Origin of the sequence: Limosilactobacillus caviae (genome assembly GCF_014635905.1) — a bacterium.
GTDB lineage: Bacteria > Bacillota > Bacilli > Lactobacillales > Lactobacillaceae > Limosilactobacillus > Limosilactobacillus caviae.
Map to the genome: position 1 here is coordinate 1 of NZ_BMDS01000017.1, position 10,103 is coordinate 10,103.

Genomic DNA, 10,103 nt, shown 5'->3' on the forward strand with positions numbered 1-10,103 from the left:
AAGTTAAGCTTCAACACGCCGAAAGTAGTTGGGGGATCGCTCCCTGCGAGGATAGGACGTTGCCACGCTTTATGGAGGATTAGCTCAGTTGGGAGAGCATCTGCCTTACAAGCAGGAGGTCACAGGTTCGAGCCCTGTATCCTCCATTGAGCAATTTAGCTCATGAGCCGTTAGCTCAGTTGGTAGAGCATCTGACTTTTAATCAGAGGGTCGACGGTTCAAGCCCGTCACGGCTCATTATCAAATAGTAAATATTTGATATAAAACCAAAAAAAGTGTCAATTGCCGACTTAGCTCAGTTGGCAGAGCACCTGTCTTGTAAACAGGGGGTCGGAGGTTCGAATCCTCTAGTCGGCACTTTAATATGCGGAAGTAGTTCAGTGGTAGAACATCACCTTGCCATGGTGGGGGTCGCGGGTTCGAATCCCGTCTTCCGCTTTGCCAGTTCTATAATGCCGGGGTGGCGGAATTGGCAGACGCACAGGACTTAAAATCCTGCGGTTAGTGATAACCGTACCGGTTCGATCCCGGTCCTCGGCACTTACATGCACCCATAGCGCAATTGGATAGAGTGTCTGACTACGAATCAGAAGGTTGAAGGTTCGACTCCTTCTGGGTGCATTTTTCGGGAAATAGCTCAGCTTGGTAGAGCACCTGGTTTGGGACCAGGGGGTCGCAGGTTCGAATCCTGTTTTCCCGATTTGGAAATTAATATAATTATTAGTTTTTTCGCGGTGTAGCTCAGCTGGCTAGAGCGTCCGGTTCATACCCGGGAGGTCGAGGGTTCGATCCCCCCCGCCGCGATTGGCTGGCTGTTTTGGACCTTTAGCTCAGTTGGTTAGAGCAAGCGGCTCATAACCGCCCGGTCGTAGGTTCGAGTCCTACAAGGTCCATCAGAGGATTAGCTTTGATGAATCATTATTGTTTAATCTTATTATGGAGGATTACCCAAGTGGCTGAAGGGGGCGGTCTTGAAAACCGCTAGGCCGTGAGAGCGACGCGAGGGTTCGAATCCCTCATCCTCCTTATATTATCGCGGGGTAGAGCAGTCTGGTAGCTCGTCGGGCTCATAACCCGGAGGTCGTTGGTTCAAATCCAGCCCCCGCAATTTTGGTCCGTTGGTCTAGTTGGTTTAGGACGCATCCCTGTCACGGATGAGATCACGAGTTCGAGTCTCGTACGGACCGTATATTTTTGGCTCGGTAGCTCAGTTGGTAGAGCAACGGATTGAAGCTCCGTGTGTCGGCGGTTCGATTCCGTCCCGCGCCATTAACTAATTATTATGCGGGTATAGTTTAGTGGTAAAACCACAGCCTTCCAAGCTGTTGTCGCGAGTTCGATTCTCGTTACCCGCTTTCAATATGGGCCTATAGCTCAGCTGGTTTAGAGCGCACGCCTGATAAGCGTGAGGTCGATGGTTCAAGTCCATTTAGGCCCATTGGAGAAGTACTCAAGTGGCTGAAGAGGCGCCCCTGCTAAGGGTGTAGATCGCGAAAGCGGTGCGAGGGTTCGAATCCCTCCTTCTCCGTTATGACCCGTTAGTCAAGTGGTTAAGACACCAGCCTTTCACGCTGGTATCGTGGGTTCAAATCCCGCACGGGTCATCTTTTATTATCGCGGGGTAGAGCAGTCTGGTAGCTCGTCGGGCTCATAACCCGGAGGTCGTTGGTTCAAATCCAGCCCCCGCAATTTTGGTCCGTTGGTCTAGTTGGTTTAGGACGCATCCCTGTCACGGATGAGATCACGAGTTCGAGTCTCGTACGGACCGTATGTTTATGTGTAAGGTTAGAGGAATTAATCCTCTGCCTTTTTTATTTTAATAATTTATAGGAAAATAAAAAGCTTAGCTATGCGATTGCAAACATAACTAAGCTTTTTGGATTTATATTTCGATTAAAAAATAGTTTTGTAAATTTCATCATAATAGCTGTTATCTGAACCCATACTTGTGAAGTTTTGTAAGGATTTAAAGGATTCACTTTCTTTCCATGTGGTTAAGTTTTCAAAGCTTTCCCATGAGGTTAAGAGAACTAATGTCGTAGCCTCGACTTTATTATCTACCGTTAACAAATAACCGCCATTCATATTGCTAGGTTCAGTAATAACCTTTTGGAGAGTATTATAAAGTAATTTTTGACGATCACCATTGACTTGGAATGATTGGTAGTAAAACATCCCATTGAGACTTGCGTCAAGAGTTGAGTCGAGGACAGTTAGTTTAACTGGTGATTCGAAAATGCTATCCTTACCAGAAAGATCAAATAAGGCTAATTTCCTGGTGTGTGTGGTAGCTTGCATCAACTTAAAATGACGTTCTGGATATTTATCAATAATCGATTGTAGAATTTGTCGTGAACCAAATGTTAAACTGATTTTTGTTAACATATTAATTCCCTCCTCAGAAGTTAGTAATCAATATCTATTATAGTACACTTTAGTAAAATAATTAAATTAGAACAGTACTAATTTTCATTATGAAAGGATGTGATTCTAAAATAATACGAAATGATAAATCGGTTAATAAGTAAGTAATTATTTTCAATTGTTGATATTTGTAAAACATCTATGGGATAAATAAACAAAGTTAATGATTTTTGGTTATTAAATACACTTACAAAAAGTTAATAATTTTTGTTATATAGCTTTAATGTTAATTAATAAAGTAGTATAATAATAAATGTATTAATGAATGTTCTAGTTAAACTTAATAAGGGAGGCCACTAAAGAATGGTTACATTATACACGTCTCCAAGCTGCACGTCTTGTCGTAAAGCACGTGCCTGGTTAAAAGAACATAATATTGCATATAAGGAACGAAACATTTTCTCTGAACCGTTGTCTTTGAACGAAATTAAGAATATTTTGCGGATGACTGAAGATGGTACTGAAGACATTATTTCAAAGCGGTCTAAAGCTTATCAAAAATTAAATGTGGACCTTAATGACTTATCAATGAAGGATCTTTTTAAGTTAATTAGTGAAAATCCTGGACTATTACGGCGGCCCATTATTATTGATGATAAGCGTCTTCAGGTGGGGTATAATGAAGATGAAATTCGTCGATTCTTACCTCGAAAAGTTCGCGAACTCGAATTAGTAGAAGCACAAGAAAAAGCAAATATGATTTAACTTATAGAATATGGAAAGTGATGAGCTTTCCTTTTTTTATTCTTTTACCCGTGTAACTTTACTTTTAATCGAAAATCCTTACAATAGAAGTAACATCTAGTTTCGCTAAAAGGAGGTGCTGCTCAATGGAAATGGAACGCATTAATGAAAATACTATCCGCGTTTTAGTAGATAATGATGATTTATCTGCCCGTGGAATTACGATTCTAGATTTATTGGGCGACCATCAACAAATTGAAGACTTCTTTTATAGCATTTTAAAAGAAGTTGATACTGATCACCAATTTCAAAGTAATGATGCTGTTACTTTTCAAGTCATGCCTACTAATGACGGGTTGGAATTATTTATTAGTAAAAATGATTCTAATTTTGCTGGCGATGAACAGCATGGATCAGTTAATGACCAGGTGTCTAAATACATTAAGCAACATTTAGCTCAAAAAAGAACTGAGAATCAAGACCAGCGACAAACAGTAATTGATGATACCGATAATAAAATTCAGCATAAAAATTGGCAAGTAATTTCTTTTGATTCGTTTGAGGACTTAATCGATTTTGCAAAAATTGCTGAAGATGAAGATGTAGCATCGAATCTGTATAAATATGATCAACGATATTATCTAGCAGTTGCTTATCCAGAAGATCTTACTAATAATAGTGATGTTAAGGATCAATTAGCGCTTGCCTACGAATATGGAAATCCAACTGCAACCACAGTTGACTTTTTAGGTGAGCACGGGAAAAAGATTATGTCTGTATCAGCCTTACATTTAATACGTCATTATTTTGCTTAAGCCGTGTTTGAGTTTTTTGCTCAACGCGGTTTTTTTCGTGCAAATCTAGTTAAAATCCGTATATATATTTATAGGGAGTGGATTAGATGCTAATTGCAACGAATGAAGATCAATTAATTTTGGCGGACAATGCTAAAATGCACCATAAATATTACTGTCCTGGATGCAGACGGAGGGTAGTTCTTCGCCGTGGAAAATATAAAATTGCTCATTTTGCTCATCAAAAAGGGAGTGATTGTGGAGCAAGCGAAGGAGAAACGTTAGAACATTTACGAGGGAAAAAACAGATTTACCAATGGGCATTAAAAAAAGGATGGCAGCCTAGGTTAGAAGTTTATCTATCTTCAATTGCTCAACGCCCAGATATTTTACTAAAAATTGATGGACAAAGGGTAGCCATTGAGTTTCAATGCAGCCCACTAAGTCTTGAAAGGTTGCTGGAACGAAACAAGGGTTATCAGCAAGAAAAAATAAGAGTTTGGTGGGTGTTAGGATCCCCTTATTTTCGTAAGTTAGGAAATAAGAAGGCAGTTCAGTTTACCCAACTTTATCATAATCAATTTGTCTTATTATTTTGGGATACAAAAACAGGGCGGTTGGTTATAAACCAAAAATATTGGCAATGTTCGTATAGCAAGTTGAAGTTTAATAAAAAGCAGATTTTATGTCAGCAAATATCAATGTTGAAATTTATTCAGTATCGTAGTAGAAGTCGTAAAATTAAAGAACTTGCAATAACAGCTTTTAAATTGACGGGGCATGTCTTAGCAGAATGCCCGTTAGTTTGTCACGACCTAACCATAAGCTGGCCAGCAATGAGTGAATCAATTATTATTTGGCGGATTGGTGTAATATTAATACTAGAGGAGTTTCCAATATTTTATTCTTGGGAACGTACTTCTTGGAATAAATTGTTATTTGACATTGGAGGTAAAAATTGGTTGCGTCCTGGATGTATAGATCCTCATGTGATTTGTAATCAAGTTATTAAACAATATACATTAGAGTTAATTAGAGTAAGAATAATTGTTAAAATGGATAATTATTTTGTTTTATATCGGCATCCGCAATGGGTAGACGATCCGCAATTAAAGGTGCAATCAGAGTATAAAAAGAGAGGTGCCTAACATGCAGCATACATGTACAACGTTTTTAGCAGGGAAAAGTGCAACAATCGATGGGTCTACTATAATATGTCGTGAAGAAGACTATGGTAATGCATTTGACCCGCAAAGGTTTGCGTTAATTAAGCCGGAAAGACAGCCACGAAAATATTGCAGTAAAACAACTGATTTTAAAATTGAATTGCCTATTCCTAAACTCAAATATACATCAACACCTGATGCAGATGATAAGGATGGTATCTTTGGCGCTGGTGGAATTAATAGTGCTAACGTGGCAATGACCGCTACTGAAACAATTACGACTAATGCACGAATCTTGGCTAATGATCCTTATAATGAATCGACAGGGATTGGCGAAGAAGATTTTGTGACCCTGGTCTTGCCTTATATTAAAAGCGCCCGCGAAGGAGTAGAATCCTTAGGAGCACTGTTAACAAAATATGGAACTTATGAAGCCAATGCAATTGCTTTTAGTGACAAAAATGATGTTTGGTACATGGAAACAATTGGCGGGCATCATTGGGCGGCTATTAGGATTCCAGATAATGCATATGTGATTGCACCTAACCGTTTTAACATCACGCATTTCGATTTTGATAATCCAAGTACATTGAGTTCCCCTGACTTAAAGCAGTGGATTGACGAAAATAACTTGAATCCTGATAAGGAAGGGTATAATTTACGCCATATTTGTGGAAGTGAAACGGTAACGGATACCGTTTATAATAATCCGCGTGCTTGGTATGTCCAAAAACAGCTAGGAACAGTGAATGACGACCCGCAGAATAATGATTTGCCATTTATTTGCTATTCAAATGAGAAAATAACTATTGCAAAAATAAAGAAACTGATGAGCTCACATTATCAAGGGACTGAATATGACCCTTATCATTTAACAAATAGGGATGCTCCGTTTCGTTCAATAGCATTAAATAGAAATTTAGAACTTCATATTTTACAGATCCGAAATAATGTAGCGCCAGAGATTGCCGGAGTTCATTGGTTAGCATTTGGACCTAATACTTTTAATGCAGTAGTTCCTTTTTATGCTAACGTTGATAATACGCCGACAGCCTATCGTGATACAAGCACAGAATATTCACTTGATGATATGTACTGGCTTACTCATACTATTGCTGCACTTGGCGATCAAAACTATCGACAAGCCCAAGGTTTAGAAGAAAAATTTGAGTTAGAAGTTATGGCAAAAACGTTAAATATTCAACATAAGGCAGATAGAAAAATAACCGCTTATGATGATATCAGTGCTTATCTGACGATGATTAACAATCAAATGGCAGAAATTGCAATGACTGAAGGGAGAAAGTTATTAGGAGCTTTGGTAAAGTTGACGTTTAAATTAGAACATTTGCAATTTTAATATGCGAAAAAAGCCTCTACCATACATAAATGGCAGAGACCTTTTTAGTTATTATTGTTTAATACTCGTAATTTTGGTGGACGATATTGGGAAACAAAATCATTTAAAGATGAAGCATGGTCCAGTTTACCGCTTTTAAAAGCATTAATTAAAGTATCATAGTCAAAGTTTGGAATCATTAGGCCGTAATCAGAATCATCAGTATTAAAAACAACAGCAGTGGCGGTTTCCGATACACCTAAATCACTGGCTATTTTTTGATCCTGACGAAATGCCTGCTTTGCAAGTTGACTATGCCGATCTTCAAAGAACATTTCAAGGTCAAGACTTGAATTATGGGCAATTTTGCTAATTAATTCATCATTATAATCCAAACCATGTTTAATAAGTGCCGATTGCAATAGTAATAAATAGTGGCGGCCACGTTTACGTCCTTGAAAAAGTGCAGCCTTATAGTCTAATATTACTTGGTTAAGGGTTCTTGATACTTGTTGTCGAATAGCAAGGTCATGGGGATTTAGATGATAGTATTTAATGGTGTTATCGATCGTCTTCATATTGAACAGTGGTACAAATTGGTAATTAATCTTTGTATTTAAATTGCGATCGATTTTTAACACGTCTTTTTCACATCGCAAGCAACGCATTCCTAATGGATTCACAAAAAGATGAAGTTCGAGCATAATTACCCCTCCGATCATTTGTATACTCAAAATCCTAATCCTGTGAACATAATTATTTTTGCAAATATCGAACAATTTGTAAAGAATTTAGTTTTGGGGCAAAATGCGGAGTTATTATCAGAAGTGTGCTAAAATATACGGAGATTTAACAGGAGGCTGAACTATGATTGAAGATTGGCAGCATTTTTTATTGCCATATCAACAGGCCGTAAACGAATTAAAGGTCAAATTACGTGGGATGAGAAAACAATTCCAAGACCAAAATCAGCATTCACCAATTGAATTTGTAACTGGACGGGTAAAACCGGTAGATAGTATTAAAGAAAAAATGGTTAGAAGGCACGTCCAAGAAGAGCGTTTAGAACAAGATATGCAAGATATTGCTGGTTTACGGATTATGTGTCAATTTGTAGAAGACATCTATAAGGTTGTGGATTTGCTACGGCAGCGAAGTGATATGACAATTTTAGAGGAACGGGATTATGTAACTAATGTTAAGCCGAGCGGGTATCGTTCCTACCATATAGTGATTGAATATCCTGTCCAACTAGTTACAGGAGAAAAAAGAATCTTAGCAGAAATTCAAGTTCGAACTTTGGCAATGAACTTTTGGGCGACAGTTGAGCACTCACTAAATTATAAATATCAAGGTGAGTTTCCAGAAGAATTATCTGCACGGTTACAACGAGCTGCAGAGGCGGCTTTTAAGCTTGATAACGAAATGTCGGAGATTAGGGAAGAAATAAAAGAAGCACAGACTTTATTTTCTAATCGAAAGTCAGGAAGCTCGATTAATAATAAAGACGAATTAAAGGAGTAGGCTATGAGGATCGGAATATATAATAATGAAACCGCTGAATCCCAGCGAGTAACAAAATTATTAAAGGCAGAGATGAAACGATCAGGATTGACTTATGTAGAAGAAGATCCTGATGTTGTTGTAACAATTGGTGGGGATGGAACACTATTGTCTGCTTTTCATCATTACCAAAAGGAACTCAATAAGATTCGTTTTGTTGGAATTCATACTGGTCACCTAGGCTTTTATACAGATTGGCGTAGCTTTGAAATTGATGATTTAGTTGATAGTTTAGTTAATGATAGTGGGCAGTCTGTTTCTTATCCATTACTTGATATGAAAGCGACCTATTCTGATGGGCAAACGGAAAATTATGTTGCACTTAATGAGTCAACAATTCGCAATATAACCCGTACAATGGTATGTGATGTATTTATTAATAACCATCTTTTTGAAAATTTCCGGGGAGATGGGTTGTGTATATCAACGCCAACAGGATCAACTGCATATAATAAATCAGTTGGCGGTGCGATTATGGATCCTAATAGCATTGGTTTTCAATTGGCAGAAATGGCTTCACTAAACAACCGCGTATTTAGAACACTAGGCTCACCGATTATTTTTGGAGCTAACACTGAACTAATCTTACGTTTAAGGGATGAGAATGGGCATGTTCTTACGTGCGACCGTGATCAGTGGATGCTCAAAAGCGAGAAAGAAAGATACCTTACAGAGTTATCTTATAGTGTTTCCAAGCAACGGATTAATTTTGCGCAGTATCGGCATAATGATTTCTGGAGCCGCGTAAAGGATTCATTTATCGGTGGCGTACATTAATGGAATTTAGTTGGATATATGATCACAGAACGCCGCGAAAATTACGGTCCGCATTAAAAATGTATGGTGTCTCTTCTTCACTGTTAAAAGTAGCTATTTATCATGGCGGAAAGATGCAAATTAATGGGGAGGATAAATGGGCAGTTGATATGGTAAATTATCATGATAAGGTAACCTTGATCCTCCCACCAGAAGTTTCTAATGATAATGTTGATATTAGTCCAGCCCCAATAGATATAGTTTATGAAGACCGTGACTTTCTAATCATGAATAAGCCAGCTGGGGTTGCAACGGTTCCTGCTCATAATGTTTCGGTTGCTGATAGTCTTGTGAACCGCGTTAAAGGATATTACAGTCGGCAGAATTATGAGAACCAGGTAACTCATGTGGCAACACGATTAGATCGTGATACAAGCGGCTTAGTAGTCTTTCCAAAGCACCGATTTGCACATGCAGTATTAGATGAACAACTAAAGAAACATTTGGTAAAGAAAAATTACGTGGCACTGATTGAGGGGAAAGTACCGGCCCAGCATGGATATATTGATGCCCCGATTCAACGCGACCCAGATTCATTTGTGAAGAGAATGGTTGGTCGGGCAGGAAAAGCATCTGTTACAGAATATTGGTGTCAAGAAAGCAATACACAGGCAAGCCTTGTAAAAATTAGGCTACATACAGGAAGAACGCATCAGATTAGAGTACATTTTGCCAGCCTAGGGTTACCATTAATAGGGGATAAAATGTATGGAAATTGTTCCAATATAATTCCGAGACAGGCTCTTCACTGTTACTGGTTGAGCTTTTATAGTCCTTTTAAGAAAACGAATATTACGGTGACTGCCCCCTTGCCGGACGATTTTCAAGCAGCAAAGGACTATTATTTCTCCAAGGTAGAGTAGGGCCTAAACAGTTCTCTTAAAGAATCTAAGCCTATCTTCGTAATCTGATGATTTTTATAAAATTTAAATAGGATTTCAGGATTTACTTTGTTGAATACTGGAACCTATTTTTTTATTGGGCTGATTAGACTATTATTTAGATAATAGAATCCATGATATTTTTAATCAAAAAAGTTTGAAAAGATGTTGAAAAGAGCAAGAAATTTAGATATAATTTAGTTCCTGTTGTTGATAAGATATGATATTACATGGCTATATTTCTTACTTAGGTTAGCAATCTTTTCAGTAAAAAAATTCAAAATAGTTATTGATATCTGATTGACAACATGATATATTAATAAAGTTGCTGATTGAGTTATTGATCAGAAGGAATTCAAAATTAATTTAAATTTCTTCTTGACAAGTTAAATCGATATATGATATAATAAATATGTTGATTGACTGCTTAGTTAGT

9 protein-coding genes and 19 tRNA genes are annotated in these 10,103 nt (G+C 37.9%); 26 read left to right on the plus strand and 2 right to left on the minus strand.

The window, feature by feature from the left end; translation table 11 throughout:
* Window positions 1-73 precede the first annotated feature (73 nt).
* The 19 genes from IEU90_RS11005 (at window position 74) to IEU90_RS11095 (ending at window position 1,768) form a co-directional block, all read left to right on the plus strand.
* Window positions 74-146, plus strand: a tRNA-Val gene (locus IEU90_RS11005).
* Between the two features lie 18 nt (window positions 147-164).
* Window positions 165-237: transfer RNA gene (locus IEU90_RS11010), tRNA-Lys, on the plus strand.
* A 47-nt stretch (window positions 238-284) separates the two neighbouring features.
* Window positions 285-357: transfer RNA gene (locus IEU90_RS11015), tRNA-Thr, on the plus strand.
* 9 nt (window positions 358-366) lie between these two features.
* Window positions 367-438, plus strand: a tRNA-Gly gene (locus IEU90_RS11020).
* 16 nt (window positions 439-454) lie between these two features.
* A tRNA-Leu gene (locus IEU90_RS11025) sits at window positions 455-540 on the plus strand.
* A 7-nt stretch (window positions 541-547) separates the two neighbouring features.
* A tRNA-Arg gene (locus IEU90_RS11030) sits at window positions 548-621 on the plus strand.
* Window positions 622-626: 5 nt separating this feature from the next.
* A tRNA-Pro gene (locus IEU90_RS11035) sits at window positions 627-700 on the plus strand.
* Window positions 701-730: 30 nt separating this feature from the next.
* A tRNA-Met gene (locus IEU90_RS11040) sits at window positions 731-804 on the plus strand.
* 15 nt (window positions 805-819) lie between these two features.
* Window positions 820-893: transfer RNA gene (locus tag IEU90_RS11045), tRNA-Ile, on the plus strand.
* Window positions 894-938: 45 nt separating this feature from the next.
* Window positions 939-1,026: transfer RNA gene (locus IEU90_RS11050), tRNA-Ser, on the plus strand.
* A gap of 8 nt (window positions 1,027-1,034) precedes the next feature.
* Window positions 1,035-1,108: transfer RNA gene (locus IEU90_RS11055), tRNA-Met, on the plus strand.
* Between the two features lie 4 nt (window positions 1,109-1,112).
* Window positions 1,113-1,187: transfer RNA gene (locus IEU90_RS11060), tRNA-Asp, on the plus strand.
* 9 nt (window positions 1,188-1,196) lie between these two features.
* Window positions 1,197-1,269: transfer RNA gene (locus tag IEU90_RS11065), tRNA-Phe, on the plus strand.
* Between the two features lie 15 nt (window positions 1,270-1,284).
* A tRNA-Gly gene (locus tag IEU90_RS11070) sits at window positions 1,285-1,355 on the plus strand.
* Between the two features lie 8 nt (window positions 1,356-1,363).
* Window positions 1,364-1,438 (plus strand) — tRNA-Ile (locus tag IEU90_RS11075).
* A gap of 2 nt (window positions 1,439-1,440) precedes the next feature.
* Window positions 1,441-1,528: transfer RNA gene (locus IEU90_RS11080), tRNA-Ser, on the plus strand.
* Window positions 1,529-1,532: 4 nt separating this feature from the next.
* Window positions 1,533-1,604, plus strand: a tRNA-Glu gene (locus IEU90_RS11085).
* A gap of 11 nt (window positions 1,605-1,615) precedes the next feature.
* Window positions 1,616-1,689, plus strand: a tRNA-Met gene (locus IEU90_RS11090).
* 4 nt (window positions 1,690-1,693) lie between these two features.
* A tRNA-Asp gene (locus IEU90_RS11095) sits at window positions 1,694-1,768 on the plus strand.
* Window positions 1,769-1,893: 125 nt separating this feature from the next.
* Here the strand turns inward: IEU90_RS11095 and IEU90_RS11100 are convergent.
* Window positions 1,894-2,385: a hypothetical protein gene (locus tag IEU90_RS11100; protein WP_153711010.1), complete on the minus strand. Its 492-nt coding sequence runs from the start codon at window positions 2,383-2,385 to the stop codon at window positions 1,894-1,896.
* Between the two features lie 342 nt (window positions 2,386-2,727).
* On the opposite strand from IEU90_RS11100, the gene spxA reads away from it, so the two are divergent.
* The 4 genes from spxA to IEU90_RS11120 all read left to right on the plus strand — a co-directional run bounded on the left by spxA (window position 2,728) and on the right by IEU90_RS11120 (window position 6,428).
* Window positions 2,728-3,129 (plus strand): transcriptional regulator SpxA, encoded by a 402-nt coding sequence (gene spxA, locus IEU90_RS11105; protein ID WP_153711009.1) that lies wholly within the window; start codon window positions 2,728-2,730, stop codon window positions 3,127-3,129.
* Between the two features lie 125 nt (window positions 3,130-3,254).
* The gene (locus tag IEU90_RS11110) at window positions 3,255-3,923 is read left to right on the plus strand and encodes an adaptor protein MecA (protein WP_153711008.1); all 669 of its coding nucleotides are present in this window, start codon (window positions 3,255-3,257) and stop codon (window positions 3,921-3,923) included.
* Between the two features lie 86 nt (window positions 3,924-4,009).
* The gene (locus tag IEU90_RS11115) at window positions 4,010-5,050 is read left to right on the plus strand and encodes a competence protein CoiA (protein WP_153711007.1); all 1,041 of its coding nucleotides are present in this window, start codon (window positions 4,010-4,012) and stop codon (window positions 5,048-5,050) included.
* 1 nt (window position 5,051) lies between these two features.
* On the plus strand, window positions 5,052-6,428 hold the full coding sequence (locus IEU90_RS11120; protein ID WP_188358144.1) for a C69 family dipeptidase: 1,377 nt from the start codon (window positions 5,052-5,054) through the stop codon (window positions 6,426-6,428).
* Between the two features lie 44 nt (window positions 6,429-6,472).
* Here the strand turns inward: IEU90_RS11120 and IEU90_RS11125 are convergent, their stop codons facing one another.
* A complete protein-coding gene (locus IEU90_RS11125) occupies window positions 6,473-7,111 on the minus strand; it encodes a DsbA family protein (protein WP_153711005.1) in 639 nt (212 codons plus the stop codon).
* A gap of 163 nt (window positions 7,112-7,274) precedes the next feature.
* Between IEU90_RS11125 and yjbM the strand changes: the two genes are divergently transcribed.
* From yjbM to IEU90_RS11140, 3 genes are read left to right on the plus strand one after another with little or no spacing between them, the layout of a single operon-like run.
* Window positions 7,275-7,931, plus strand: coding sequence for a GTP diphosphokinase (gene yjbM / locus IEU90_RS11130; protein ID WP_153711004.1), 657 nt, complete (start codon window positions 7,275-7,277; stop codon window positions 7,929-7,931).
* 3 nt (window positions 7,932-7,934) lie between these two features.
* Window positions 7,935-8,747: an NAD kinase gene (locus IEU90_RS11135; RefSeq protein ID WP_153711003.1), complete on the plus strand. Its 813-nt coding sequence runs from the start codon at window positions 7,935-7,937 to the stop codon at window positions 8,745-8,747.
* Complete coding sequence (locus IEU90_RS11140; protein WP_153711002.1) at window positions 8,747-9,649, plus strand: RluA family pseudouridine synthase; 903 nt, start codon at window positions 8,747-8,749, stop codon at window positions 9,647-9,649. Before IEU90_RS11135 ends, IEU90_RS11140 begins: the two co-directional genes overlap by 1 nt.
* Window positions 9,650-10,103: the final 454 nt, after the last annotated feature.

Bases quoted from the DNA above. Each gene is read 5' to 3' on its own strand.
- IEU90_RS11100 (WP_153711010.1), bottom strand. From the start codon at position 2,385: ATGTTAACAAAAATCAGTTTAACATTTGGTTCACGACAAATTCTACAA.
- spxA (WP_153711009.1), top strand. From the start codon at position 2,728: ATGGTTACATTATACACGTCTCCAAGCTGCACGTCTTGTCGTAAAGCA.
- IEU90_RS11110 (WP_153711008.1), top strand. From the start codon at position 3,255: ATGGAAATGGAACGCATTAATGAAAATACTATCCGCGTTTTAGTAGAT.
- IEU90_RS11115 (WP_153711007.1), top strand. From the start codon at position 4,010: ATGCTAATTGCAACGAATGAAGATCAATTAATTTTGGCGGACAATGCT.
- IEU90_RS11120 (WP_188358144.1), top strand. From the start codon at position 5,052: ATGCAGCATACATGTACAACGTTTTTAGCAGGGAAAAGTGCAACAATC.
- IEU90_RS11125 (WP_153711005.1), bottom strand. From the start codon at position 7,111: ATGCTCGAACTTCATCTTTTTGTGAATCCATTAGGAATGCGTTGCTTG.
- yjbM (WP_153711004.1), top strand. From the start codon at position 7,275: ATGATTGAAGATTGGCAGCATTTTTTATTGCCATATCAACAGGCCGTA.
- IEU90_RS11135 (WP_153711003.1), top strand. From the start codon at position 7,935: ATGAGGATCGGAATATATAATAATGAAACCGCTGAATCCCAGCGAGTA.
- IEU90_RS11140 (WP_153711002.1), top strand. From the start codon at position 8,747: ATGGAATTTAGTTGGATATATGATCACAGAACGCCGCGAAAATTACGG.